Annotated in this window: 26 protein-coding genes and 2 tRNA genes; 10 read left to right on the plus strand and 18 right to left on the minus strand. The window is 69.2% G+C overall.

The genetic code is table 11. The annotated features are described in order from the left end of the window. Positions 1–35 precede the first annotated feature (35 nt). The 4 genes from ACZ6R6_RS08315 to ACZ6R6_RS08330 all read right to left on the minus strand — a co-directional run bounded on the left by ACZ6R6_RS08315 (position 36) and on the right by ACZ6R6_RS08330 (position 4644). Positions 36–1592 carry a serine hydrolase domain-containing protein gene (locus ACZ6R6_RS08315; protein ID WP_470091243.1) on the minus strand — a complete coding sequence of 519 codons (1557 nt, stop codon included), beginning with the start codon at positions 1590–1592 and terminating at the stop codon, positions 36–38. Between the two features lie 92 nt (positions 1593–1684). Next, entirely contained in the window at positions 1685–2533 is an 849-nt protein-coding gene (locus ACZ6R6_RS08320; protein WP_470091244.1) for a M55 family metallopeptidase, read from the minus strand. A gap of 2 nt (positions 2534–2535) precedes the next feature. Continuing rightward, entirely contained in the window at positions 2536–3969 is a 1434-nt protein-coding gene (locus ACZ6R6_RS08325; RefSeq protein WP_470091245.1) for an MFS transporter, read from the minus strand. Positions 3970–4032: 63 nt separating this feature from the next. Continuing rightward, entirely contained in the window at positions 4033–4644 is a 612-nt protein-coding gene (locus ACZ6R6_RS08330) for a TetR/AcrR family transcriptional regulator (protein WP_470091247.1), read from the minus strand. Between the two features lie 69 nt (positions 4645–4713). Between ACZ6R6_RS08330 and ACZ6R6_RS08335 the strand changes: the two genes are divergently transcribed. From ACZ6R6_RS08335 to ACZ6R6_RS08345, 3 genes are all read left to right on the plus strand, one after another. Continuing rightward, positions 4714–6033, plus strand: coding sequence for a M14 family zinc carboxypeptidase (locus tag ACZ6R6_RS08335; RefSeq protein WP_470091248.1), 1320 nt, complete (start codon positions 4714–4716; stop codon positions 6031–6033). A 429-nt stretch (positions 6034–6462) separates the two neighbouring features. Beyond that, entirely contained in the window at positions 6463–6786 is a 324-nt protein-coding gene (locus tag ACZ6R6_RS08340) for a sensory rhodopsin transducer (protein WP_470091249.1), read from the plus strand. Positions 6787–7424: 638 nt separating this feature from the next. After that, entirely contained in the window at positions 7425–7880 is a 456-nt protein-coding gene (locus ACZ6R6_RS08345; protein ID WP_470091251.1) for a hypothetical protein, read from the plus strand. A 54-nt stretch (positions 7881–7934) separates the two neighbouring features. Here ACZ6R6_RS08345 and ACZ6R6_RS08350 read toward each other — a convergent pair whose 3' ends face one another. Together ACZ6R6_RS08350 and ACZ6R6_RS08355 are read right to left on the minus strand one after the other, a co-directional pair. Beyond that, positions 7935–8192: a hypothetical protein gene (locus ACZ6R6_RS08350; RefSeq protein WP_470091252.1), complete on the minus strand. Its 258-nt coding sequence runs from the start codon at positions 8190–8192 to the stop codon at positions 7935–7937. 547 nt (positions 8193–8739) lie between these two features. Further along, entirely contained in the window at positions 8740–9273 is a 534-nt protein-coding gene (locus ACZ6R6_RS08355) for a hypothetical protein (RefSeq protein ID WP_470091253.1), read from the minus strand. 408 nt (positions 9274–9681) lie between these two features. Between ACZ6R6_RS08355 and ACZ6R6_RS08360 the strand changes: the two genes are divergently transcribed. After that, the gene (locus ACZ6R6_RS08360; protein ID WP_470091255.1) at positions 9682–9933 is read left to right on the plus strand and encodes a tyrosine-type recombinase/integrase; all 252 of its coding nucleotides are present in this window, start codon (positions 9682–9684) and stop codon (positions 9931–9933) included. A gap of 62 nt (positions 9934–9995) precedes the next feature. Here ACZ6R6_RS08360 and ACZ6R6_RS08365 read toward each other — a convergent pair whose 3' ends face one another. Both ACZ6R6_RS08365 and ACZ6R6_RS08370 read right to left on the minus strand, forming a co-directional pair. Next, positions 9996–10445: a hypothetical protein gene (locus tag ACZ6R6_RS08365; RefSeq protein WP_470091257.1), complete on the minus strand. Its 450-nt coding sequence runs from the start codon at positions 10443–10445 to the stop codon at positions 9996–9998. Positions 10446–10614: 169 nt separating this feature from the next. Then, a tRNA-Phe gene (locus tag ACZ6R6_RS08370) sits at positions 10615–10678 on the minus strand. A gap of 269 nt (positions 10679–10947) precedes the next feature. Here ACZ6R6_RS08370 and ACZ6R6_RS08375 point away from each other — a divergent pair. Continuing rightward, entirely contained in the window at positions 10948–11691 is a 744-nt protein-coding gene (locus ACZ6R6_RS08375; protein WP_470091259.1) for an HAD family hydrolase, read from the plus strand. Positions 11692–11922: 231 nt separating this feature from the next. Beyond that, positions 11923–13077, plus strand: a complete 1155-nt coding sequence (locus tag ACZ6R6_RS08380; protein ID WP_470091260.1) for a tyrosine-type recombinase/integrase — start codon at positions 11923–11925, stop codon at positions 13075–13077. Between the two features lie 117 nt (positions 13078–13194). On the opposite strand, the gene ACZ6R6_RS08385 is transcribed toward ACZ6R6_RS08380, so the two are convergent. The 3 genes from ACZ6R6_RS08385 to ACZ6R6_RS08395 all read right to left on the minus strand — a co-directional run bounded on the left by ACZ6R6_RS08385 (position 13195) and on the right by ACZ6R6_RS08395 (position 15188). After that, positions 13195–13896, minus strand: coding sequence for a hypothetical protein (locus ACZ6R6_RS08385; RefSeq protein ID WP_470091262.1), 702 nt, complete (start codon positions 13894–13896; stop codon positions 13195–13197). Between the two features lie 310 nt (positions 13897–14206). Next, positions 14207–14279: transfer RNA gene (locus ACZ6R6_RS08390), tRNA-Arg, on the minus strand. A 339-nt stretch (positions 14280–14618) separates the two neighbouring features. Beyond that, positions 14619–15188: a hypothetical protein gene (locus tag ACZ6R6_RS08395; RefSeq protein ID WP_470091264.1), complete on the minus strand. Its 570-nt coding sequence runs from the start codon at positions 15186–15188 to the stop codon at positions 14619–14621. Positions 15189–15319: 131 nt separating this feature from the next. Between ACZ6R6_RS08395 and ACZ6R6_RS08400 the strand changes: the two genes are divergently transcribed. Together ACZ6R6_RS08400 and ACZ6R6_RS08405 are read left to right on the plus strand one after the other, a co-directional pair. Next, positions 15320–16450 (plus strand): sensor histidine kinase, encoded by a 1131-nt coding sequence (locus ACZ6R6_RS08400; protein WP_470091266.1) that lies wholly within the window; start codon positions 15320–15322, stop codon positions 16448–16450. After that, positions 16447–17082, plus strand: a complete 636-nt coding sequence (locus tag ACZ6R6_RS08405) for a response regulator (RefSeq protein WP_470091268.1) — start codon at positions 16447–16449, stop codon at positions 17080–17082. Before ACZ6R6_RS08400 ends, ACZ6R6_RS08405 begins: the two co-directional genes overlap by 4 nt. Before the next feature lie 166 nt (positions 17083–17248). Here ACZ6R6_RS08405 and ACZ6R6_RS08410 read toward each other — a convergent pair whose 3' ends face one another. Genes ACZ6R6_RS08410 through ACZ6R6_RS08430 form a run of 5 tightly spaced genes read right to left on the minus strand, consistent with a single transcriptional unit; the run spans position 17249 to position 21322 of the window. Continuing rightward, a complete protein-coding gene (locus ACZ6R6_RS08410) occupies positions 17249–17713 on the minus strand; it encodes a MaoC family dehydratase (protein ID WP_470091270.1) in 465 nt (154 codons plus the stop codon). A gap of 10 nt (positions 17714–17723) precedes the next feature. Further along, a complete protein-coding gene (locus ACZ6R6_RS08415) occupies positions 17724–19079 on the minus strand; it encodes a hypothetical protein (protein WP_470091272.1) in 1356 nt (451 codons plus the stop codon). Further along, complete coding sequence (locus ACZ6R6_RS08420; protein ID WP_470091274.1) at positions 19079–19555, minus strand: SigE family RNA polymerase sigma factor; 477 nt, start codon at positions 19553–19555, stop codon at positions 19079–19081. The genes ACZ6R6_RS08415 and ACZ6R6_RS08420 overlap by 1 nt, the downstream gene beginning before the upstream one ends. 55 nt (positions 19556–19610) lie before the next feature. After that, entirely contained in the window at positions 19611–20810 is a 1200-nt protein-coding gene (locus tag ACZ6R6_RS08425) for a TolB-like translocation protein (RefSeq protein WP_470091276.1), read from the minus strand. Continuing rightward, entirely contained in the window at positions 20807–21322 is a 516-nt protein-coding gene (locus ACZ6R6_RS08430) for a SigE family RNA polymerase sigma factor (protein WP_470091277.1), read from the minus strand. The genes ACZ6R6_RS08425 and ACZ6R6_RS08430 overlap by 4 nt, the downstream gene beginning before the upstream one ends. A gap of 351 nt (positions 21323–21673) precedes the next feature. Here ACZ6R6_RS08430 and ACZ6R6_RS08435 point away from each other — a divergent pair, with 351 nt between their 5' ends. Both ACZ6R6_RS08435 and ACZ6R6_RS08440 read left to right on the plus strand, forming a co-directional pair. After that, positions 21674–22858 (plus strand): esterase-like activity of phytase family protein, encoded by a 1185-nt coding sequence (locus ACZ6R6_RS08435; protein ID WP_470091279.1) that lies wholly within the window; start codon positions 21674–21676, stop codon positions 22856–22858. Between the two features lie 418 nt (positions 22859–23276). Next, the gene (locus tag ACZ6R6_RS08440; protein ID WP_470091281.1) at positions 23277–23915 is read left to right on the plus strand and encodes a hypothetical protein; all 639 of its coding nucleotides are present in this window, start codon (positions 23277–23279) and stop codon (positions 23913–23915) included. A 250-nt stretch (positions 23916–24165) separates the two neighbouring features. Here ACZ6R6_RS08440 and ACZ6R6_RS08445 read toward each other — a convergent pair whose 3' ends face one another. Both ACZ6R6_RS08445 and ACZ6R6_RS08450 read right to left on the minus strand, forming a co-directional pair. Continuing rightward, positions 24166–24678, minus strand: coding sequence for an HPP family protein (locus ACZ6R6_RS08445; protein ID WP_470091283.1), 513 nt, complete (start codon positions 24676–24678; stop codon positions 24166–24168). Positions 24679–24833: 155 nt separating this feature from the next. After that, positions 24834–25694 (minus strand): alpha/beta fold hydrolase, encoded by an 861-nt coding sequence (locus tag ACZ6R6_RS08450; protein ID WP_470091285.1) that lies wholly within the window; start codon positions 25692–25694, stop codon positions 24834–24836. Positions 25695–25761: the final 67 nt, after the last annotated feature.

The following is a 25761-nucleotide window of genomic DNA, read 5'->3' on the forward strand; positions in this document are numbered from 1 at the left end:
GCGCGCCCCGGCTCGTGCCGCAGGCCGACACCGTATTAGACCAGGCCAGGGGGGACGCCGACGGCCGCGGTGCTCTCGGGCCGCGCGGCGAAGCGCATCGCACGCAGGCCGGAGCCGCTGAGCAGCAGATCGCCGTCCTGGTCGAGGCAGAAGGTGAAGGGACCCGCCCGCCACGTTCCCGCGGGCGCGGGTGTGACGGGGACTTCAAGCGTGAGTCCGACGCGCAACACCTGTTTCCGGAGTACGGCGAGCACGCCGAGCTCGTCGTTGAGCCAGGCTCCCTCCGGCGCGGGGCCCTCGCCCGGCGGGTCGCACGGGGTGAAGGAGGCCGGCCACCGGATCGACCCGTCGTCACCCAGCAGCAGCCGCCCGCCCTCCAGCGCGAGCCAGGCTCCTTCGGCGTCTTCCTGTCCGTGCCAGCGGCCGTCGTCGCCGAGCGCGAGCACGGCGGTGGCGGAGCCGGTCAGGGAGATTCTGCCCTCCTCCGCGGGTTCGAGCGTGAGCATGGCCTCGCTCGCCGGATCACGCCAGTGCCCGAGCAGCGCGGTCCTGCCCGCCTCACCCGTGACCGGGCCGACGAGAGTGGGCCGGGCCGCCGGGGCCTGGCCGGTGAGGGCGCGGGCCAGGCGCATGCTGATGCCGACCGGATCCAGCCCGCTCTGGTTGGTCAGCACGGCCACGCCGAGGCCGGGCTCCGGCAGGTACAGCAGGTTCCCGACATAGCCGTGCATGCCTCCCGCGTGGCCGTACCCGCTCAGCTCCCCGACCGTCAGGTGGCAGATCCCGCGCGCGTACCGCAGGACGGTGCCGTCGGCGAGCACGGTCCGCTCCAGCAGCGCCTCGCGCAGGTCGGCGCCCAGCACCCGGCCGTCGGCCAGGAAGCCGAACCACGGGGCGAGGTCGGCGACGCTGGTCACCACGCCGCCGTCGCCGACCGCGCTCTCCTCGGTGTCGGCCCTGGTGCCGGCGCCGGTGTAGCCGAAGGCCATACGGGGCAACGGGACGGAGGCGTCGTCGCGGAAGACGGTGTCGTCCATGCCGAGCGGACCGAACAGCCGGTCGCGGGCGAACTCCGCCAGCGACCGGCCGCTGACCCGCCTGACCACGACGGCGGCCAGGATGTAGCCGGTGTTGGAGTAGGAGAACTCGGTGCCCGGCTCGAACATGGTCCGGCGGACGCCCGTCACGATCTTCATCAGCCGCTCCTCGTCCAGCACCTGGAGCGGGACGCCGGTGACGGCCTGCAGGGCGTACCACTCCGGCAGGCCGCCGGTGTGCCGCAGGCACTGGTCGATCGTGACGGGCACGTTGAGCCGCAGCTCGGGGATGTGCGTCCTGACGTCGTCCGACAGGCTCAGCTTGCCGTCCCTGGCCAGCAGCAGCAGGCACGCGGCGGTGAACTGCTTGCTGATGGAGGCGATGTCGAAGCGGGTACGGGAGTCGATCGGAACGCCGAACTCGACGGTGGCCACGCCCTTGGCCGAGGTGTGCAGCGCCTTGTCCTCGGCGTAGACGCCGACCGCCAGACCCGGGGTGTCCTGGCGGACGCCGGGGAGGGCGGCGATGGCGTGTTCTACCTGCTCAAGATTCATATTTCCCTGCATCTGGATCCCTGCGCGCGAACCCTCCGGCTCGAGCGGCAAACCTGTGATCTGTCCGGTTGGTGTACGGGCCGGCGGGACGGCTAGCGGCGGCCGTACAGGGCCATCCGGCTGATCATGGCGTCGGCGGCGAGGTGGTAGCAGACCGTCACGCAGCCCAGTACCTCCGTGGGCGTGGCGAAGGTGGCGGCGAGCGTCCTGTCGGCGATCCTGCGCACGCCCGGGATCTGCGCCCCCAGCTCGGCCGCGGGCGTGCTCGGCATGTCGATCTCGAGCTCGAGCACCTCGGGCAACTGGAGCGGTGCCAGCTCTGCGGCCCCGCGTACGGTCTCCGCCGCCGCCTCCCGGATCAGACGCCTGGCCTCGGCCGGCGAGAGGCTGTCGGCGGCGGTGTGCCCGTGCGCGACCTTGACCGCGACCGTCCGCACGCCGGGGAAGGCCTTCTCCGCGACGCCGCAGATGACGTCGTCGCCGGTCAGCAACCCCACCGGGACGCCGACCACGGCGGCCTGCAGCGCGTTGACCTCGGCCTCCGACACCGGCCGGCCGTTGAGCCGCACCCCGAGGAAGTGCGAGGAGTAGGTGTGGGCGAGCACGCCGGGCGAGCCGGCGGCGGCATGGTAGCCGAGGAACAGGGCCACGTCGTGCTCGGCCGAGATGCCCTCGGCCATGCAGTCCAGCTTGGGAGTTCCGAAGATCAGCCGGGCGCGCGGATCGAGCTCCTCGTGCAGAAGGTTGTCCATGGTGCCGTGGCTGTCGTTGACCAGGACGCTGTCGGCTCCGGCCGCGAACGCGCCGTCGATGGCGGCGTTGGCCTCGGCGGTCATCAGCCGTTGCGATCGCGGATACCCGTGGCCGCCGCGGACGACCTGGTCCATGGTGGCGATGCCCGCCACGCCCTCCATGTCGATGGAGATGTAAACCTTTGCCATCGTCACAGGATTTCACTCGGGTGCACGGCGGGTCTTGTCGCCGAGGCCAAGGCTCCGCCCTCGTCTTGGGCGTCCCGCACAGCGGCGGGGATCACGAAAGCGGCGCCGACGGCGAGCAGGCCGAGCGCCGCGGACAGCAGGTAGGTGTCGACGAAGCCGCGCTCGGTCGGCACTCCCGCCACCGCGCCGGACGCCAGCACCATGGCGCCGAGCTGGGCCCCGAACGTGCCGCCGACGCTCTTGGCGACGAACACCACGCCGCTGACCCCGGCCGCGCGGTCGCCGGGCACGTCGGCGGCCACGGCGTTGAGCCCGGCGGTGAGGCCGATCGAACCGCCCAGCCCCATGACGGTCACCCCGGCCACGATCTGCCACGGGGAGGAGTGCCACAGGGCGAGCACGGCGGTGCCGCCGCAGACGAGCGCGCTGCCGAGCACCAGCACGGCACGCCGTCCGAGCAGCCTGGTCATCGGCCCGACCAGCGGCGCGACCAGGGTGCCCGCGACGCCCATCGGGAACATGTAGATCCCGATCCACAGGGCGTCGGCGCCCAGGCCGTAGCCGGTCTCGACGGGCGCGGCCAGCATCATCGGCAGGGCGACCACGAGGCCGAAGGAGGCGAAGCCGAACACGATCCCCATGGTCGTCACCCCTGCCGGGGTACGCCCGGCCAGCAGCCGCAGATCGACGAGCGGGTCGGCGGCGCGCAGCTCGATGACCGCCCACGGGCCCAGCGTCAGCACGGCGGCGGCGAACAGGGCGAGGGTGGCGGGGGCCGTCCAGCCCCAGGAGGAGGCGGCAGTCAGGCCCAGCATGAGCAGGGCGAGGCCGCCACCCAGCAGCAGGCCGCCCGGCCAGTCGACGCGCCCGCCGGCCGCGCGCGGGGTGGCCGGCACCGCGTACCAGGCCCAGAGGCAGGCCACCGCCGCTCCGGCCACGGCCAGCAGGAACAGCCACCGGTAGCCGAGGGCCGCGCTGATCGGACCGGCGAGGATGAGACCGAGCGCGCTGGCCAGGGCGGCGACGCCGATGACCAGGCCGTTGCCGGTGGCGGCGCGTTCGGCGGGGAGGGTGTCGCGGAACAGCCCCACGGTCAGCGGCAGCACGCCCAGCCAGACGCCCTCGATCGCCATGCCCGCGATCAGAAGGGTGACGTTGGGGGCCAGGGCGGCGAGCAGGATCCCGGCGCCGCTGACCGCCATCAGCGCGAGGAGCAGGCGCCGCTTGTCGTAGATGTCGGCCAGACGGCCGACGATCGGGGTGCTGATCGCCGAGCTGATCAGCGAGCCGGTGAAGATCCAGGCGAGCGCGCCCGGCGAGGCCGCCAGGTCCCGCTGGATGAGCGGGAGCGCGGGCGAGAGCGTCATCTCCATCGCCTGGAGGACGCCGATGAACAACACTGGCGCGCCGATGATGCCGAAGCCGGATCTGGACATGGTTCTGCCTTTCGGGGTGGGGTGACGTACGGCCGCGTGGTCCCCCGAACCTCCGGCCGTGATCTAGGCCGGGCCGAGCACCCTCGGCGTGATCAGTGCCAGGGCTGTATCGACGAAGAACTCCTCGTCTGCCTCGTGGGCGCCGAGCACGACGCCTTGGCCGAGCCCGGACAGCACGGCCTTCAACGCGCGGGCCAGGCGCAGCGCCTGCTCGCCCGTGACGGCGGCGCCGTCGTGCTCACAGCCATTGAACAGTGCGGCGAGGTCGGCCTCGGTCGACCTGATCGAGGCGTTGAGCCTGCCGAGCAGGTCCGGGTCGTTGAGCACGAGGTCGAGCACGCGCGTCTCGAACAGGAGCGTGCCGGCGGCCTGCGGGTCGGCCGACATGCGCAGGAAGCGGCGGGCGATCTCGGCCACGACCTCCTCCAGCCGCGCGCCGAACCCGCCGGCCTCGCCCGGGCGCAGGTCGAGCGGCCCGGTGTAGTCGTCGAACATGGCGACGATCAGCCCGTTCTTGCCGCCGAACAGCGAGTAGACCGCGCCGGTGGTCAGGCCGGCCAGCTCGGCGATGTCCTCCAGCTTGGCCTTCGATCCGTCCCTGCCGACGATCTCGCGCGCGGCCTCGATCAGCGCGCGCTTGTTGGCCGCCTTGCTTTCCGCTCTGTTCAGCCGCATGACATCTCCTGCATGCCGCAAAGATAATCTGCTTTACTAGAATAATCCAGATTATCAGGAGGCTTTCAGATGGACGTCGCCCCCTACATGAGCCGCGTGCCCGACTACACCGCGTTCCCCACCGTGGACCAGATGCACGCCGAGCTCGACGACCTCGCCGCCGCCCACCCCGACCTGGTACGGCTGCGCCGCATCGGCACCTCGCGCCTGGGCGAGCCGCTGCGCGTGGCCACCATCGGCTCCGGCCCCCACGACGCCGTGATCATCGGCGGGCCCCACCCCAACGAGCCCATCGGCGCGCTCACCGTCAGCACGCTGCTGCGCCAGCTCGTCGAAGACACCGCGCTGCGCGAGGACTTCGGCTACCGCTGGCACCTCATCCCGTGCGTCGACCCCGACGGCGCCCGCCTCAACGAGGGCTGGTACACCCGGCCGAGCGACCGCCGCGCCTACGCCGAGCACTTCTACCGTCCCGCCGAGGCCGACCAGGTCGAATGGACCTTCCCGCTGACCGGCGAGGACTACTTCTTCGACCGCACCCTGCCGGAGACCGAGGCGCTGATGCGGCTGATGGACGAGGTCAAGCCCGCCTTCGTCTACTCCCTGCACAACGGCGAACTCCAGGGCGCCTTCTACTACCTCAGCAAGGACGACCCCGCGCTCGCCGCCCGTCTGGCCGCCATCGCCACCGCCGAGGGCCTGCCCCTGCACATGGGGCCGCCGGAGGTGCCGAGCGCCGTCCCGATCGGCCCGGCCGCCTACATGACCCCGCGGGGCGCCAAGATCGCCGCCACCTACGGCACCGGCGGCGGCAGCGTCGACTACGCCGACCGTTTCGACGCCCTGCACCTGGTCACCGAACTGCCCTACTGGGCCGACCACCGCGTCTCCGACCAGACCCCCACCGACCAGCAGTACGGAGACTCGATCCAGGCCGGCCTGGCCGCGCAACGCGCCCTGATCGCCGAACTGGCGCAATCCCTCGCCTCCGTCAGAGCCGATCTGACCGTCCACTCCCCCTTCCGCTGCGCCCTGGAGGACTTCGTCGGCTCCCACGACGAGTTCATCGGCGAGTGGGAGAGCTTCCCCGGCACCGACCGGCCCGCCACCGTGGCCGAGGTGGTCGGCAACCGGCAGCTCGTGCACATCATGCGGTTGCGGTACTGCGGCACCTACCTGCGCATGCTGGACGCCGAGCTCGGCGCGGGCAACCAGACGCCCGCCATCCGCGCCGAACGGGCCCGGCTCGGCGCGCGCTTCGAGGAGTGGTTCGCCGAGGCCGAAGCTGAGGCGGAGGGCACGCCGATCCCGCTCCGCTCCCTGGTCGCCGTGCAACTGGGCGCGGCGCTGCTCGCGGCGGAGTCCGCCAAGCGGACAGATCTCTCCTGACCCCCGGCGCACGGGCTGTACGGTCTTGGCGGATGTTGAATCCGTCATCCGGAGGTCCGTGACCTGGGGTGTTACTCCTCTCGGGGACTGGGTGGCGGTTGCGCCGGGCGCCCTGACCATGGACCGTGGGTGAGGCGTTCGCATCGAATGCGCGAATCTCGCTTCCACTGCCGTACTGCCCCTGACCTGCGAGAGACACAGTTTCCACAGGCCAGGGGTGTACTCGTGCGCGACAGACCAGGGGTGTACTCGTATGCGACAGGGCGGCGGTGCCGACCGGTGGGGCCTGAAGGTGCGCGGCCGATTCGCGCCGGACGTGATCCGCTTGAGGCCGGCCACCCCGGCGGACACGACGGGCGTGACTCCGCGATAGGTCCCGTCTTGTCGGGGTAGCGGGACGACTGCCGCAGCAGCAGACGGGAATCGCACATGAACACCATGGTGGGAAACTGGAAGATGGCGATCATCGACGGGTGCATGCCCGGTGACCAGCTCAGCCTGTTCAACACCGGCTCCGGCATCGCCCACGTCGAGCTGACGTTCTGCGCCGAGGGCGGGCAGCCGCTGGGGCCGTTCCGCCTGATCGTTCCCGCGCAGCGTACACAGTCTCCAACCCTGGAGGACCTGGTCGATTCCGACGCCCCGCCTCCGAGCCTGCCGTACTCCGTCGTGGTGGTTTCGGACACCCCGGTGCTCGTACAGCCCCACCCGGCGGACCAGGACGTGTCGAAGTGGCGACGGCCGGCGGCCTGACTGCGAACGTGACGTCGGCGGCCGCATCCGCCGCACGCCGCAACCACAAGCCGGGACGTCCGCACACCGGTGCCTCCAGGACGTCCGCACACCGGTGCCTCCAGGACGTCCGCGCCCAGGCGGGCGAGTTGTACGGCGGCCGGCGCGCGAGCCGCCGCCCCAATCCGGTCGCCCACGGCTACACGATTGTTTCCTCTTCAGCGGCCTCCTCCAGCGCCTGCCCCTCACCACCCGGCATGACTTGGCCTACTGGCGGAGCCGGGTAGGCCCCCAACGGACGGCCTCGCACCAGTGGCCGAACTTCGGCACGTATTCGGCACGATCAACCGGAGCCAACGGACAACAGCCGGACACCACAGTCGATCACAGACACGAAAAAGCCCAGCTCACCGGATGGTGAGCTGGGCTTTCGCCTTGCGCGGCCGAGAGGACTCGAACCCCTAACCTTCTGATCCGCAGCCAGTTCGAGAACGTCTACTGACGTCTACCGGCGCCGGAAAGACCTGCCCAGAGACGCCTCACACTTGATCATCTTCTGTGGGTGTCCACTCGCACCCAGGGACGGTGCCAGCACTTCCGTTAGCAAGATCACGTGCAGTGCAGGGGCATTGTCGTACCCGATCGCTACTCTCCCGCGCATGGCAGTCCCCGAGATCATCCCCATCAGCTACGAACCCGACTACCACACCGACACCATCGGGCACTGGGAGGGCGGGCAGTTCCTCGGCTCCGTCGTCGCCGCCTTCCCCGAGGGCTACACCCACACCGACGACTGGCCCGCACACAAACGCTGGCACGCCGTCCTGCACACCTTCGATGCCGCCGGCCACCACCTCGACTCCCGCATCGAGCGCACCGGAACCGACGACAACCACCGAACGGCCGTCGACGCCGCGCAGGAGCGACTGAAGCAATGGCTCGACGCCCTCCCCGGCCTCCGCTTCGACGACATCGCCATCCGGCCCTTCCGCCACGAAGTCGACGGCGTGCTCTTCGGCCTCGTCATCGAGACCTTCGAAGGCACCGAACACGTCGAGCTCCACCCGGACAACCTCGGCTTCTACGAACCCTGGGACGGCTTGTACGACACCTGACCACCAGATCCCGTAGGCAAGGGCAAATGCCTCGTCAACGGCGTCTCACCCTGCTCAGATGGTGGTTGCGGGTCGGTGGAGGGTAATCCTGTAAAGCGGTGTTGCTGTGAAGAGGTAGGCCATCCGGATCGACCTACCGGGGAGTCTGAACTGTCCGATGAACCCCATTGGACGCTCGTGCCGTGCGCAGAGCGGCCACCGCGGCTCCTCCAACCAGGTCGGCCGGCCGCCGAGCTTGGTGCAGAACTCGTCGATCACCCTGTCCACACGAGAGAAGGCCATCTCGTATGTGAGGTCATCAGCGTTGATCATCGGGGCATCCTACGGTGAAGTACCAACCCGGTTCATGGAGACTGATCTTGCCCGGCCGACGGAAGCAGAAAGCCGACACGACCGTCCGCTTTTCAGGCGGACCAACTGTGCTGCTCCGCTCAACGGACACGAGGTCAGAGGGCTGTGGACGGCTGCCGCCGTGTGTCTGTGGTGGCCGACGTTGTCGTCACCGTTGTCGTCAGCCCCGCAACTCGCAGTCGGTGATGAGGCTCGAAGCGTTCAGAGCATCCAGGTGTCAACACCAGCCTCCTCCGTCCAGGGAAGAGGTCACGTCCACGTCGTAGTCATCGCCGTACTCCTCCCCCAGCTCGTCCAGGAACCGCACCGAGACTTCAGCCCCTCTCCCGCCGACGGATTTGGTGAAGCAACTCACCCCTTCGCCGTCGTCTCCTGGAGAGGGCGCCCACCCATTCTCCGCCTGGCCTGCTGCGCATTGATCTGCTGGCGCCGTCTCAGCTCATTGTGTTAGCAGCTCTTACACTCCCCTCCGTGACGCCGGGGCTCGGCACTGCTCGCCGGGTCGCCACTACTGGGTAAACCTGAGCGGGGTGTCCGCCCACTTCTGGCTGGTTAGCCCATGTAGAGCGATCTTCGCTGTTTCGCCTGGCGTCCATACGTCACTGGCGGCGGGGAGAACGACCTCGCTCGTGAAGGTGCCGTTGGACGAGGTGGTGACGTCCACGAGTTCGGTGGTCACGATCCCGTTGTCGTTCTCGATGATGATCCGCACCCGCTCACCCGCGAAGAAGCCGCTGCCGGAGACTGTGATCCTCGAGCCTGGAGCTGCTGTGCTGGGTTCGAGTACTGCGGTCGGCGGCCCAAGTCGGGTCGGCGGTGCCGAGTTCTCCGAGCGGGGCTGCTCGGTCGTCGTGCCGGGAGTGGGCGTGCTGGGTGTCCCGCCCTTCGGGGGCAGGGTGGGCGTCGCGGCGGCTTCCTCTTCGCAGGAGAAGATTCTGCACCTGATGTAGGTGTCGACGTCAGTGAAGGCGCTCAGCCCTGCAAATATGACACCAATCAGCGCGACAACTGCCACCGTGTCACGAGTACTGTTTTCGCTCATCTCATATCCCAAACTACTCAACATGCGTTCGGTCGGAAGGCGTACCCGCAAAGATGGCGCATCCTGATCGCTTAAGGAGAGATTCGGACACGTAGAGCTGCGACGGTATGGTGAGGGGTTGTCGGATTGTAGGCCCGCCGCTGGTTCGCCAATTGAACCGCGCCGGGTTTGATGGAGGCCGTGGTGTGTCCCGCGTTCGGTGGAGTCGCGTTTTTGGATGTCATGCCACAGTGGCCGCGTTCTCGAACTGTATCGGGGTGAGCATGCCCAGACTGCCATGCCCCGTTGACCGGACTACGGAGCGCGACACGCCCTGTTCGTAGGGGGACTCGCGGGTCTGTGCCGGCAGGAAGTCACGCAACCGAAGTGAAAGGGGCTGCGTGGCACTACCGAGTGATGTAGAGCGGAATGTCGAGGGAGCCGGACAATCTACGGCGAAGCTGGGGAGAGATCCGCACCGCGGCCGGACTGGAGAACGTGCGGCTTCACGACCTCCGCCACACCTACGTCAGCTTGCTCCTCGACCTGGATGTGCCTCCGCACATCGTCCGGGAGATCGTCGAACACTCCGACATCGAGGTGACCATGACGATCTACGCACACGCCTCCCTCGGCGACAAGCGCGCAGCCCTCGGCAGGCTCAGGGACGCTCTCGGCTGATAGAGATCTCGATCGAAACGCCTCGGGCATAATGCTCCGAGGCGTTCCCCTTTCCCGCTCGGTCAATCCCCGGTAACCCTCCAGAACGCGATCTCACTCGGTCGCTGCTGCTTGTCATACAAGACAGTGCAACAAGCGCGGCCACGCTCCTCAATCACGCCGTGCACCTCATCATGCGCTCTGTCAAAGTCGACACGCGTCGGCTGCGATGTGCTGAACAATCTGGTTGTCTCCTCCCAGGTGAGTGGCCTGGCTGCGCAAACCCTGGGCTCTTTGCTCTCGCCCAGGATCTCGAAGACGTCCAGCACCGAATGGGTGAACGAATGCCGCACGCCCTCGTCCTGCCATAGCTCCTCCACCATGGAAGGCCGAGGCCGCTCAGGGCTTCCCCAGCGCCCGTCGTAAAGCCAGAAGTAGTCGCGTTCCCCAAAGGCGCGTTCGTGAGCAGCCGCAAGCGCAGCCGACAAGTCCTGTTGATACGGGGTGCAGTAGTCCCACGCTGAACTGCCCACGACTCTTCCTCTCAGCCGACGGCGCACCTGCCCTGAAGTACGAAGGACGCTACCGGTTGATACCGACAAAGAGATCAGTCGCACAGTGTCCATGGACACGTTGTCGTCAAAGAGAACCAAAAAGCCCCGAACGATGATCGTTCGGGGCGTCTTCCCTGCTCAGCTGCTGTGGTCAGGGGCGGGGTCGAACCGCCGACCTTCCGCTTTTCAGGCGGACCGATCGCCCTGGTCGGGTAGCGGAGACCGTGGTCAGAGAGTGGTGGACGGTAGCCGAAGTGAGCCTGTGTGTGGGGACGTTGCTGTCAGCGCTGCTGTCACCTCGATCGTGATCATCGCGGGGCACCTTCCTTCCAGGGAACAGCCGCGGTAGCGACGACCCGGACCGTGATGTGAGTGGCAAGCATCCAGCTTCATGTTGATACCTTCCACCATCAGGAAGAAGACCCGATTCGTACGGCGCCGCACCAGGACAGCCACGACATCATGACCAGGAGGCTCCTGCTTGCCGGCCACGCGAGTACGTTCCCATGTCGCGCGCGTCCTGGAACGCACCCGCGCCATGCTGTTTGTTTTCGACGGCGTAATCTGCGACCTGTTCGCCGGTGTGGATACGTCGGCGATCGCCGACGACATCCACGCGCGGCTCCCAGCCCCAAGCCCCCCGATATCGCTTTTGACCGGTGTCGCTTTCCATGTGACCGCCGATCCGCTGTGGATGGTGGCCTATGCCCACCAGGTCAGCGCCGCCCACAGTGACGAAGCGGAGGACATCCTGCGCGCGGCCGAGACGGCCGCGGTCACGACGGCCGTTCCCGCGCCCGGGGTACGCCAGGTTCTGCTGGCCTGCCAAGCCGGCGGCAGAAGCGTCGCTGTGGTGGGCAGCCGCTACTCCGCCACTATCGAGTCCTACCTGGACCGGCACGAACTGCGGCAGTTGGTGGGACCGGTCGTCGGGTACCGACACCACCGTCCTTCGAGTAGACCGATGGGAACCGCCCTCGTACGCCGGGCGAGGAAGGCGCTGGCCATGAACCCCGCCGAATGTACGGTGGTCGGCGCCTCCGTCCAGGCGATGATGATCGCGGCGGACATCGGCACCCAGGCGATCGGCGTTGCCGGCTTGCGTGAAAGCCGCAAGCACATGGCCAACATCGATGGCTCGGTCGTCGTCTCATCCCTGCCCCACTTGGCCGACGCTCTCGCCACGGTCCCCATCGGTGGCGACATCGCAACATCACCCATGTAGCGACTGCCTCCACGTCCCCATAGGGAACGACTCACCCGCATGAGATCACCTATACGGGCCCGCCGAACGAGCGGCTCAGCACGACGAGAGCACTTCATTACGAGTCAACGGCGTGTGCCAGGTCGGGAGGATCACGTCCTGGTCAGGCGGTAGATGCGGTTCGGTGGGATGTGATCGCGTAAGAGCGAGGGGAAGGGTAAGAAGAGCAAGCCCCAGCTCCGCGACGGTGTCATGAAGCGCGGCAACACCTGGTCGTACGTGGTCCGCGTCAAGGACCCCGAGACCGGCGAGAGCAAGCCCAAGTGGGTGGGCGGCTTCGAGACCGAGGACGATGCCAAGGCGGCCCGTGACGAGGCTCGGGTGAAGGCCCGGCGCGGTGAGTACGTCGACCGGAACGCGATCACCGTGGGCGACTACCTCGATGAGTGGATCGAGGCGCACGCGGTCGAGATCAAGCCGAAGACGCTCAAGGACTACCGCGACATCATCGCCCGCTACGTCAAGCCGCACATCGGGCGTCAGAAGCTTCAGGCCGTCCGTCCCGCCACGATCACGAAGCTCTACCGGGACCTGATGGCCGGCGGCGGTAAGAACGGCCGCAAGCTCTCGGCCCGCACCATCGACTACGTGCACGCGGTGCTCCGCAAGGCGTTCCGGGACGCGGTGGAGATCGACCAGATCCTTTCCTCCAGCCCGGTCGAGCGGGCCAAGCGTCCCCGGCGTGAGGTCCAAGAACCCGGCACGGTGTGGACGACCGACCAGCTCAAGACCTTCCTACAGATCATGTCCGCACACCGGCTGTCCGCCTTCTTCCACGTCGCCGCCTACACGGGCGCCCGGCGCGGAGAACTGCTCAACCTGCGCTGGTCAGACGTCGACCTCGACGGCAAGCAGATCACCATCACCGGCTCAGCCGCATTCATCGACGGCGAACGCATCGAGGGGACTACCAAGAGCGGTCGAAAGCGCATCATCAGCCTTGATGACGGGACGGTCAGGGTCCTGAAGGCGCAGCGGAGCAAGCAGGCCGCCGACAAGCTGGTAGCCGGGCAGGAGTGGCACGGAACCGATGACCACGTGTTCACGACCGGCTGGGGTGAGCCGATCCATCCCGACACGGTCAGCTCGCTCACCGCCACCATGATCCGGCGATACAACGACCCGCCGAAGGGACCGAAACCCGACAAGCCGCTCCCGCACGCCCGGCTTCACGACCTGCGCCACATCCACGCCACGACGCTGCTCCTGGCCGGCGTCCCCGTCCACGTCGTCGCCGCCCGGCTCGGCCACGCCGACCCGTCCATCACACTCCGCGTCTACGCCCACGTGATCCGAGCGGCGGAAGCCTCGGCCGCCGACGTCTTCGCCACGGCAATGGGCGAATAGCGGTAACGCGCTGTACCGCCAGCAGCATCGACGGCCAACGCATCAGATCAAGACATTGAAAAGCCCCTGAGACGGCGTGCCCCTTCAGGGGCTTTCCGCTGAGGCGGGACGCTGTCCTCAGCCGTTGCGCTGATCCCGGATCACGTAGCGGGTGTGGGCCCCGTCCATCCACTCCCGGTCGATCTCCCTGCCCGTCACCCTGCCGACAAGTGCCAGAGCCGACGTAAGGCAGGTCGCCATGGGCGGGCTGTACCCGTTGCAGGCAAGCGCGATGAAGTCCTGCCACTCGTCGGGGATGTCCTCCTCCCCGTAGTCTTCTCCACTCTCCAGCCGGGCCTCCTCCCACGCGCAGTACGCCGGCCACCCCGCCGGCAGTTCGGGATCGCTCTCCCAACCGGGGTCCCGGAGATCGAACCGCAGCCCTCGCGCGTAGGAGTCGAGTGCCTGAGGATCGCGTCCCCAGCGCCTTCCGGGGACGGTGACGCTGAGCCCCGTGACGTATTCACCGTTGACCGCGTATTCGAGATCACGCGGCCCGTTGATGTCCCAGCCCACCAGCAGCGCCCGCCCGCCGTACGAGAGCTCCCGCAGAGCCCCCTCGCAGTCGAACCCCTGCACCTGGATGATCTGCGTCCAGTCCGCCGTCAGCCGACCGGCCCAGACGACCCCCGCCTCACCGTCGGAAGGCCGCCCGCGCAGGACGTCCGTCCAGGTGCACTCGACTGAGTCGTCCACATCCGCGACCGACACCCCCAGCCGCCGGGCGGCCTCCCACACCTCCAGACCCTCCACCCACGCGGCCATGAACCACTCACCCATGCCGTAGGACCGGACGAGGTGCCAAAGACGCTCCGACCGCCGCATTCCCGCTCCCTGCCCGCTCAGTGCTCGTTCCCGGGGCGACTCAAGCAGACATCCCCGACAGTTCCGTGATCAACACCATGCCGCGGTTCACGCGACCGGGTGCCTGCCGGGACGGCCGGTCGGTTCGGCTCCATCATGAGAGAAGGCATCGCAAGAGCGGTGGGAGCCACCCTGTTAGCAAGGGTGTTAGCAAGAACCCCGGACGGTCAAGAAAGAAGAAGGCCCCTGAGCGGATAATCCCTGCTCAGGGGCCTTCTTGCATCTGCGCGGCCGAGAGGACTCGAACCCCTAACCTTCTGATCCGTAGTCAGATGCTCTATCCATTGAGCTACGGCCGCTCGCTGCGTAAGTAATCATAGCGGGTCTTGGGGCGTGCCTCGAACCACTTAATGGATCTGGCTCTGGCGAGATCTTCGTGCCTGGATTCCTCGGCGTCCGCCGGAGGTGTCGCCGCCGGTGGGGGGCGGATGGGGATGAACCAGCCGGGGGCGCCCATGCCGGAGGAGGGCGCCCGGCGGGCCTACGCGTTCCCCAGGTCGATGGAGCGGGTCCGGGAAGGGCTGCAGCACCTCTACGAGCACATTCACGGGGTGCCGGCCTTCCTCGTGCCGTGCGTCACCGGGCGGACCGAGAACGAGAGCGTCCTCGAACAGGCCAACACCTTTGTGGGGACGCGGCTACCGCTCCGAGTGCGCGGCCTCCCCCTCGGGGGAGGCGGCCGCCTTCTTCGGGAACAGGGTGTAGCTCACCGGCCAGAGCACCGCGATCAGCGGGACCTTCAGCATGCCGCCCATGAAGGCGGTCAGCGCCTCCGTCCGGGAGGGGTCGTCGACGATCCAGGCCAGGCCGTACAGCAGGGCGCAGGTGAGGCCGTACGCGATGACGATCCGGAGCCACATGCCCCATTCGTACCGAGCTCTGGCCATGCCGCCCGCCGGGGGCTTCCAGGGCTCGAGGCCTCCGGCGAAGCGGTGGGCGAACTTCGCGTCGGCCCATTTCAGGGTCCGGTGGCCGAAGACGATCGAGTAGGCGAGGTAGGCGCCGGCCAGACCGTGGCGCCAGTCCGCCTCCGCGCCGCCACGCATGTCGACCACGGCGGCGGCCAGCAGGATCACGTCCAGCAGCGGCACCGACACCAGCAGCACCGTGCTGAGCCGCCGCATGCCCCACAGGTAGCGCGAGGCCAGGCCCAGCCCGAGGAGGACCCAGAACCCGATCTCGCAGCCGATGACAACCGCCAGAATCATGCGTCAATGATCCCGGCCGCCACCGGCTGAGGCATCGTCGACACTGATGAACCGGCCTACATCCTTGTGTGTACGGCGGACCCGCCTGCTTCCGGATCAACGGGACGCCCGGAGATGATGAGATAAGGGGCATGAGACGGGACGACGCGCTGTGGGCCGTGGCCTCCTTCGCCGTCGGCATCGTCCTGCTCTTCGCCGGCGCCTACCTGCACCGGTCGACGCCCGCCTACCTGCTCGTCGTGCCGCTGCTGGTCAGCTGCCTGGGGGTCGCGGTGCGGCGGACCTCGCCGAGGGCCGCCCTCGCGCTGGGCGTCGTCGCGCTGACCGCCGACGGCTTTCTCGGCCCGTCCATGGGCACGATCGCGGTCTTCACCGACAACCTCTACGCCTCCACCCGGTACGGCCCGGCCCGGCTGGGCAAGTGGTTGCTCGGCGTCACCTCGGTCTTCGCCGTCATCGGCGGGACGGCCGCGGTGTTCATCTTCCGCGACCTGGGCGTCCTGCCGGTGACCGCCGTCCAGCTCGGCCTGATCGGGGTCACCCCTGTGCTCACCGGGATGATCATCAGGCAGTTCCAGGACCAGGCCGAGCTGGAACGCGCCCGAGCCGAGCAGGTCGCCCGGCTGGCCGAGCTGGACCGGCAGGCGGCGGTGGACGCCGAGCGGGCCCGGATGGCCAGGGAGCTGCACGACATGATCGCCAACCACTTCAGCGCGATCGCCATCCAGTCCACGGCCGTGCTGTCCCGCAGGGATCTGGACGCGGAGACCGTGCGGGGCGTGCTGGAGTCCATCCGGGAGAACAGTGTCCAGGGCATGGCCGAGATGCGCGCCATGATCGGACTGCTCCGGCAGGACGGCGAGGAGGCCGAGGCCACGCGGCGGCGGGTCGCCGAGGCGGAAGAGCTGGTGGAGCGGGCTCGGGAGGCGGGGCTGGACGTACGGCTCCGCGTGGACGGCGACATCCGGGAGCTGCCCGCCCCGGTTGATCTCGCCGGATACCGGATCGTCCAGGAGTCGCTGACCAACGCGCTCAAGCACGGCGGCAAGGTCGCCGACCTGGTGATCGGCTACCGGCCGGGCCTGGTGACGCTGATCGTGGACAATCCGGTCGGCGGCGCCGGACGGGCGCTCCCCGGCGCGGGCGCCGGGATCATCGGCATGCGGGAACGGACCACCCTCGTCGGCGGCCTCTTCGAGGCCGGGCCGTACGAGGACGGCTGGCGCGTCCGCGCCGAACTGCCCACCGGGGAGATCTCATGACCATCCGAGTCCTCGTCGCCGACGACCACGCGGCGGTCCGCGCCGGAATCGTCCTCATCCTCGGAGGTCAGGAGGACATCGAGGTCGTCGGGGAGGCCGCGGACGGCGAGCAGGCCGTCGCCATGGCCATCGCCCTACGGCCCGACGTGGTGCTGATGGACATCCGGATGCCGAAGCTGGACGGGATCTCCGCGACACGCGAGCTGAGCGGGATCGCCGACGTCCTGATCCTGACCACGTTCGACATCGACGAATACATCTTCGGGGCGCTGCGGGCGGGGGCCGCCGGGTTCCTGCTCAAGAACACCGACGCCGGCGCGCTGGTGGACGCGCTGCGGGTGGTGGCCCGGGGGGACGGGCTCATCTCGCCGTCGGTCACCCGGCGGCTGATCTCGGCCTTCGGGACGTCCGTCCCGGAGCGCAGGCCGCAGGAGATCGGCAGCCTGACACCGCGTGAGCGTGAGGTGCTGTCCTGCATCGGGCGGGGCATGTCGAACGCGGAGATCTCCACCGAGCTGGACATGGCGGAGGCGACCACGAAGACCCACGTCAGCAGGGTGCTGAACAAGCTGGGTCTCCGCAGCCGCGTCCAGGCCGCGATCCTCGCTCAGGAGCTGTCAGCGGGGACGTAGGGCTCCGATCTCGGAACCCTTCCCTTCTCGGAAACTCCGGTCTCGGAAACTCCGGTCTCGGAAACTCCGGTCTCGGAACCCTCCCTTGGAGAACCCCCTCGAAACTCCGGGTCCCGGGGGCTCCCCGTCTCAGGACGCCCTCTCGACACCCGCTCGGGACGTCCGCTCAGGACGTCTTCTCGGGGACGTAGAGGGAGAGGGTGTCGGCGACGCAGGCGGCCCGCTTCTGGCCTTCCACCTCGATGGTCAGGCGCATGCTCGACAGGTAGCCCGAGGGGGTCCCCTTGACGTCGCCGAGCTCCGCTCCGGCCCGGATCCGCGCGCCGACCGGGACCGGCGCGGGGAAGCGGACCTTGTTGAGCCCGTAGTTGATGCCCATGGCCAGGCTGCCCACCTCCATCAGCTCCGTCATGAACGACGGCAGCAGCGCCAGGCTCAGGTAGCCGTGGGCGATGGTCCCCTTGAACGGACCCTGCGCCGCCTTCTCGACGTCGACGTGGATCCACTGGTGGTCGTCGGTCGCGTCGGCGAACAGGTTGACCTGTTCCTGGGTGACCTGGCGCCATTCGGTGTAGCCCAGGTGCTCGCCGACGGCCGCCTTGAGCTCCATGACATCCTTGAAGATCCTCATGCTCGGAACTTTATTCCGCCGGAGGGACGGCGAGAAGGTTCAGCACCGTGTACTCCGTCGCCTTGCCCACCTCCTCGGTGCCGCAGACATCCTTGTGGCAGATCTTCTCCGTCTTCACGGTGCCCGCCCGCCAGTAGTGGATCGAGCTGGGGCTGGAGGAGATCCCGGTGCCCATGCCGCCCGAGGTGCCGTCCTCGCTCACCCAGCCGATCCCACCCGCGGTGCCCGTGGCCAGGTCGTAGGACGCGGAGAAGAACTTCCTGGAGGGATCGGACGGGGACACCGTGAGGTGGCGTCCCAGCGCGATGTCCAGGTCCCCTCCGTAGGAGACGTCCGCCACGTCCCGGGGGTCCGAGCCGTCCGGCCGCTGCACGAGGAGACCGCCGCCCTTCCGCTGCCCGGCGCACCAGGTCTCGGAGCAGCGCAGCCCGCTCACCCCGTCGGGCACCTGGATCTCCTGCCGCTCTCCCGTCTCCAGGTTGACGAGCTCGCTCTGGTTCTTCCACATGCCGCTGGACCTGACGTAGTCCGCGGCCCACGGCCAGGAGAGCAGGTGGAGCCCTTCGCCGCCGGGGACCTTCTCGGGAGTGCCTCCGGTGATCGGGACGCGGAAGACGCCCCCCGAACGGTCGGACCAGAGGACGTGGTCGCGGGTGACGGCGATCCGCTCCACGTTCACGCCGCCGGACACCTCGGCGATCCGCGTGGCCGTACCGCCGGAACGGGGCACCACCCAGAAGTCGGCCCACTTCTCACCGCTGTTGGGCCTGGTGCCGTACCAGGCGATGTGCTCGGGGCCCACCTCGACGTCCTGGACGAAGTAGCCCTTCACCCCCGACGGCTCGGTCATCTCGGTGAGGATCCTGCGCTCGCGGGTCGCGGTGTCGTAGACCTCCAGCCGCCCGGCCTTCTCGAAGGAGGACTCGGCGGTCAGCAGCAGCTCGGTGGCGCTCAGCCCGGTCACCGGCCGGTAGCGCCAGCCGTCCGGCGCCGCGGCCGGGATCGTGGACACCGCCGAGGGCCAGACCTCCGCGGCGGGCCGGACCTCGAGCCGCCCGGCCTCCTCGGCCCCGTCCTCGCCGGCCCGGTCCTCGGAGGACGGCTCGGCCGACGGCGCGGCCGTCACCTTGGTCAGCGCGTTCCCTTCTCCGCCCCCGCTGGAGAAGGACCCCCTGGCCACCGCCGTACCGCCACCGATCACCGCGATCACCCCGGCGACCGCGAGCGCGGACTGCACCCGCCTGCGCGTGCGCCGCCCGCGCCGCCGGTGGACCGCCGCGAGCAGGTCGTCCACCGGTGGAGGCGCGGTGTCGGCCGCGCCGGTCAGCGTGCGGGCCAGCTCCGCCTCGCTCCTGTCGTACGTCATCACACTCGCCCCGTTTCGAGATCGGTGACCTGGATTCTGAGTTTGTCCAGCGCACGGGCCGCCTGGCTGCGTACCGTGCCCCGCGAGACACCGAGGAGTTCGGCGATCTCCTGGTCCGGCAGGTCCTCGTAGTAGCGCAGGACCAGCACGGCCCGCTGCCGGGGCGGCAGGCTCTTCAGCTCCTTCCACAGACCGATGTCACCGTCGAGGTGGGCATCGGTGTAGGTCGTCTCCGGGACCGCCGCGACCAGCCGTTCCCTGCGCAGTCGCCGCCAGATGCTGATGTGCAGGCGGGCCATGGTCGTACGGACGTATCCCTCCGGGTCATCTCTTTTCCGGATCCTGGACCAGGCGTCTCCCAGGCGCATCAGCGCCTCCTGCGTCAGGTCGGCCGCGTCCTCGGCGTTGCCGGTGAGGACGTAGCCGTACCGGTACAGCGCGTCCCCGCGCGCTGCGACGAAATCGGTGAACTCCACGATCCCAGGGACGCACGGGGGGACCGTTCTGTTGCATCACCCGGCCCGTCCCCGGTCAGGGAATCCTGGACAGGTCGATCACGTACCTACCGCCCGCGGTCCGATATGTCATCATCCGCCCGGCCCGGTCGGCGACCGGGACCTCGCCCTGCGCGCCCTCGTTCCTGATGCCCAGGTCCGCCAGCGTCCCGGTCTTCAGGTCGTAGAGCCCGAGACCCGGGGCGTCGCTTTCGAGGGTGCGCACGTAGAAGCGGCTCTGACCGGGCGGCTCCGGGATCTGGAAGCCGGTCGGCACCTCCTGCTGATCGGAGCCGTCACGCAGCCGGGTGAACGCTCTGGCGCCGCCGGAGGTCGTCGCGAGGCAGGACTGAACGCCGCAGGCGAGCAACTGCGTTCCCTGACCGGCCGGGGCCGCGTCGCTGGTCTGCCCGGTCTCCAGGTTGACCAGATGGGTGAACGGCGCCCCGTCCGGGGGGCTCCACGTGCCTGGCGAGCCCGCCCACGGCCAGGACAACAGGTGCAACCCGGCCCCGCGGTCGACCGGCGTCACCTGGCCCCCGTCCACGGGAACGCTGAACACCCCGCCCTTCAGCACGGAGAACACGATCGCGCCTTTCGCCACGGCAAGGCTGTCGATCACGTCGCCTCCGGTCTTGTGCTCGGCCACCTGCCTGACCTCGCCGCCGGTCAGCGGCACGGCCCAGAGGCGCACGGAGGTCTTCGTCGACGTCCACCACGCCACCACGCCCTCACCCATGCTGAAGTCCGCGACGCCCCCCGCGGCCTTCCTCGACCGGCGCATGTCCGCGATCTTCCGCAGCTCCCCTCCGGCCAGGTTGTAGAGGTAGAGAACCTCAGGCTGCTCGAACTTGCGCCACGCCTTGACCAGCAGCGTCCCGTCGTCGGTCAGCGCGACGGGACGCAGTTCCCTGCCCTCGGAGTCCTTGGCGGGCATCTTCCACACGGCCTGCGGCCACACCTTCTCGACGGGTCGCGCGGCGGTGCTGATCGCCACGGACGGCGCTTCCGACGGGCCGGCCGCGGGCAACGCCCTCCCGTCGCCGGCCTTCTGCAGGCCCACGAGCGCCCCGCCGGCGACCACCACCACGGCCGCCGCCGCGAGCAGCGCCTGGGACCTGTGCCTGCGCCGCCGGTAGCCGGTCTCCAGCCGCTCCGCCGCCGAGGGGGCCAGCCGCGGCGCTCGTCCGGCCGAGTGTTCCAGGGTCCTGCTCAACCGATCTTCGATGCCAGTCATCGCCGCTCCCCACGATCCGACATGACGCCTTCCTCGATGTGCTCGCCCGCCGCGGAACGGAGCTTGCCGAGCGCCCGCGACGCCTGGCTCCGCACGGTCCCACGAGAGATCTTCAGGGCCGCCGCGATCTCCTCGTCGCTCAGCCCCTCGTAGTAGCGCAACACCAGCACCACCCGCTGCTTGCGGGGCAGCCCGGCCAGCGCCTCCCACAGGGCCTGCTCGTCTTCGCCGGGCAGCGCGTCGTGGTACCCGTGCTCCGGTGGGTCCCAGGCGAGCAGTTCGCGCCGCCGCAATCGCCAGGCCGCCGTGTGCAGCCTGGCCATGGTGGTACGCACATAACTTTCCGGATTGTCCTTGGCGCGTAGTCTCGGCCAGGAGGCGCGCAGCTTCAGCAGCGCCTCCTGCACCAGGTCGGCCGCGTCGTGCGGGTTCCCAGCCAGGACGTAGCCGTAACGCAACAGCGCGTCACCACGCTCGGCGACGAACCCGGCGAACCGGGGATCTGCTTCCAACTGCCTTCGCCTTTCGTCGTCCCTGTCACCTCTCAGATGGACTTGTCCGGCGAACTGTTGCATCGTCCTGCGGAAAAGCGCGGGAGTCCTCCCACGGCAGGAAGCGGCGGGAGTCCTCCCCGGCCGGAACCGGCCGCCGGAGGACTCATCAGGGGCCGGACGGCGCGGGGCGGGGGTCCCCCATCTCATGATCGGAACACCGGACAGACCTTAAGGGTGGTTCTGTCATGCCATCCGGCTATCTGTAGCCATATGCACGTGTCTGAAGGTTTTTGTACGGCTCTGCCGCTGTTCGCTGTGCGGTCCGCACCACAACATCGGCCGTTCACGTGGGCTCCCTAGCGTGCCGCCATGAGACGACGCATGACGATCACCCTGGGCGCGGCCGTACTGGCACTGGCGATGGCCGCGCCCGCGGTGGCCGACCCCTGGCGCCCCGGGTCCGACCGGGCCACGCTGACCGGGTTCGCCTCCCTGCCCGCCCAGACGTTCGTGCCCGGGAGCGAGCCGTCGGGGGCCCAGCTCGGCACGGCTCCGGTCAACGGTGTGACCCCGCCGTTCGCCGCGCAGCCGGTGCAGGGGTTCAGCGGCATCGTGCGGCGGCACGACGGCACCTTCGACGTGCTGTCCGACAACGGCTACGGCGCCAAGGCCAACAGCGCCGACTTCCTGCTGCGGGTGCACCGGATCAGGCCCGACTTCCGGCGGGGCGAGGTCAAGGTGCTGGGCGGGTTCGGCCTGAGCGACCCCGACGGCCATGTGAGCTGGCCGCTGGTCCGCGCCGACCGGGTGCTGACCGGCGCCGACTTCGACGTGGAGTCGATCGTGCGGACCCTCGACGGGACCTACTGGATCGGCGACGAGTTCGGCCCGTTCCTGCTCCACTTCTCCCCCTCCGGCAAGCTGCTGGAGGCCCCCGTCCCGCTGCCCGGCGTGAAGGCCCCGGAGAACCCGTCCCTCGGCGGGGAGCAGCCCAACCTGGGCCGGAGCAAGGGGTTCGAGGGCATGGCCCGCTCGGTCGACGGCCGCGCCCTCTATCCGCTGCTGGAGGGCACCGTCTCCGGTGATCCGTCCGGAACGCTGCGGATGCACGAGTTCGACCTGCGCCGGCACGCCTACACCGGCAAGCGCTGGACCTACCGGCTGGACAGCCCCGACAACGCGATCGGCGACATGATCGCGGTCGACCGGCACCGGTTCCTGGTCATCGAGCGCGACAACCTCCAGGGGGAGGAGGCCAGGACCAAGCGCATCTATCTCGTGGACACCCGCGGCCAGGAGCTGCGCAAGACCCTCGTCGCCGATCTGCTGGACCTGGCCGACCCACGCGGCCTGGGCGGCTCCGGGGAGACCTTCCGCTTCCCGTTCCAGACCATCGAGGACGTCGTGATCCTCGACGACTGGACGCTGGGCGTGCTCGACGACAACAACTTCCCGTTCTCCTCCGGCCGCACGCCGGGCAGGCCCGACGACAACGAGTTCATCACCGTACGGCTGCCGCGCCCGCTCCTGGCCGACCCCCGCGTCTACCTGTGACCGGCCGGCGTCTGTGAGCCGCCGCCCTCCCGCGGTGCCGGGAGGGCGGCGGCACCGCGCCCCGGCGCAGCCGCGACCCGCCGGATCTCGGCCAAGCACTCTCATCGCAAATCAATCACATCTAATTCGATTATCAGCGCCGAAGGCACAATTCGACGGGAAACGCGGAGTGCCGGAAGCGTGTGTGAATTGCGTTTTCCCGTCACTGCGACACTCATTTAATCTCCGTTAACCGGATCGACGTGCCATCCCATCGGACAGCGGGTATCTCCCGGCTGCCGCCGTAACGGCGGTCTCATCCGATGCCGATTCACTGAAATCACCGACGATACGGAACTAAATGACTCCCAATGACAGCAGGGGCGTCCCGCCTCCGCGGCGCGGCAGGCGGGGCCGGGCCTGGATCACCGCAATGGCGGTGATCAGCGCATTTCTCGCGGTATCGCACCAGGCTCCGGCCGGCGCCGCCGATAAATCGGACACCGTCCGCCCGCGCCCCGCCTTCCCCAACGGCGGGGTGGCGCTGAACCGCTATTTCAGCATCGCCTCCCAGAAGTCGGCGGTCCGCGCGTGGACGGACTGCAGAAACGGATACGCCAAGAATTCCAAATGCGTACGCGGCCCGCAGGGAGCCCGGGGACCTCAAGGCCCTCAGGGTCTGCCGGGCCCTCAGGGGCCGCAGGGGCCGCAAGGTCAGCAGGGCCTACTGGGTCCGCGGGGTCCCCAGGGCCCGCAGGGATCAAGCGCGGGCATCGCCACGGCGTTCCAGGGCAGCCTCACGTTCATCGGGGCCGTCAAGAGCAACGGGGCGACGTTGATCCGGGACCTGCGCACGGTGCCCCGCTGGGTCGACATCTCATCGGTGGCGAACTATCCCGGCAGCGTGGTCGGCGTCTCCATGGCGAGCATGGGCAACGACATCCATGTCACGGTGCGGAGCGCGATCGGCGAGATCGCCCACACGAGGTGCACCGTGCAGCCCACCCCCGGGACCCCCGGGAACCCGGCGTGGCCGGGTAACTGCACCGCCTTCGTCGATCTGACCCCGCCGAACTGAGCACCGCGGCCACGCCGGACCGGGTGCGGCCGGGACCTGGCTGGACGCCCGAGGACGCCGTGCCCGCCGTCGGCGGGTACGGCGTCCTCACCGGGCCGCGTGCCCGTGGGCGTACCGGTGTCCCCGATGTCGGAGGAGGGCCTCCGATGTCCGGCAGGAGGGTGGAGGAGGGTGTGGGACAGCTCGATGTCGCCGGTGTGGTGCCGCTCCAGGCAGCAGGAGCCGGGGAGGCAGGGCCGTCCCGCTCCGGTCAGCGCCAGTAGGCGGGGTAGCGGTGGCCGGGCAGTGCCCGGCCGAGGGCCATGCCGCCGAGGATGACGACCACGCCGGCGGCCAGCACGGGGTTGAGCAGGAAGACCGGGTCCGGGTCGGTCAGGCCGATCAGGGCCGCGGTGGCCGTCGCGGGCGGGTGCGGGGCGCGCAGCAGGAGCATGGGCGCGGTGGCCAGGCCCGCCGCGACGACGGCGGCCCAGATCGACGGCCCGCTCAGCATGGTGATCGCTAACGCGAGCGCGGCGGCGCTGAGGTGGCCGAGCAGGATGCTGCGAGGCTGCGCGAACGGCGCGGCGGGGGCGACCGCCACGATGGCCGCGCTCGCCGCGAACGGCAGCGCGAACAGCGGGAGGCTGGTCGCGGAGGTCACCGCGGCGAGCAGGAGCAGCCCGGCCAGGGTGGCCAGGGTGGTGACGAGGATGGTGACCGCCGACGGCCGCGCGGGGGCGGCCGAGGGCTTGGACGTCAGGCTGGAGGCAAGGATCGCCATCGGAGATCTCCGTTCGGGCTTCAAAGCACGGGATGGGCCGCTTCAGGACACGGGGGGCCGCTTCAGGGCATGGGGTGGGCCGGGGCCCGGCCCGCCGGAGGGCGGACCGGACGCTCCTGCCGGCCAGGCAGACCGGGTCAATCAGATAGGCCGGATCAGTCGGACAGGCCGCGGAGGAAGCCGCGGATCAGGGCGGCGCTCTGCGCCAGGCGCGTGGTGAGCGGGAAGTGGCCGGCGTCCAGGAGATGGATGCGGGCGTCCTTCAGGTCCCGGGCGTAGGCCCGGGCCCCGTCAGGGCCGAAGATCTCGTCGTTCCGCCCCCAGACGGCGAGCAGCGGCGGCTGCTGGGTGCGCAGATACTCCTGCCAGTCGGGGTAGCGGCCGGGGTTGACCCCGTAGTCGAGGAACAGGGCCAGCTGGATCTCCTGGTTGCCCGGCCGGTCGAGCAGCGCCTGGTCGAACGCCTCGTTGTCGGGGTTGACCAGTGAGACGTCGGGGACGCCGTGGGTGTACTGCCAGTGGGTGGCCTCGCGGGTGAGCAGGCCGCGCAGCGCGTCACCGTTGGCCTGGCTCGGGTTGGCCCAGTATGCGCGGATGGGGTCCCAGAAGGGGGTCAGGCCCTCCTCGTAGGCGTTGCCGTTCTGGGTGACGATGCCGGTGATCCGCTCGGGATGGCGCAGGGCCAGCCGGAAGCCGACCGGCGCGCCGTAGTCGTGCACGTAGATCGCGTACTTGGTCAGGCCGAGCGAGTCGAGCAGCCGGTCGACGACGTCGGCCAGGTGGTCGAAGGTGTAGTCCCACTCGTCGGCCGCCGGGGCGGAGCTGTGCCCGAAACCGGGATAGTCCGGGGCGATGAGGTGGAACTCGTCGGCCAGCTCCTCCATGAGGTCCCGGTAGGCGATCGACGAGGTGGGGAAGCCGTGCAGCAGTACGAGCGTGGGCGCGGAGGGGTCACCCGCCTCGCGGTAGAAGACGTCCAGCTCATCGATCCTGGCCGAGTGGTGGCGGATTGCCATGACGATCATCCCTAACCATCTAAAAGCATTTTGCTGGTTGGCAGTGCCACGGTAGCGCAACGCCATC

Source organism: Streptosporangium sp. NPDC048886 (assembly GCF_055586905.1).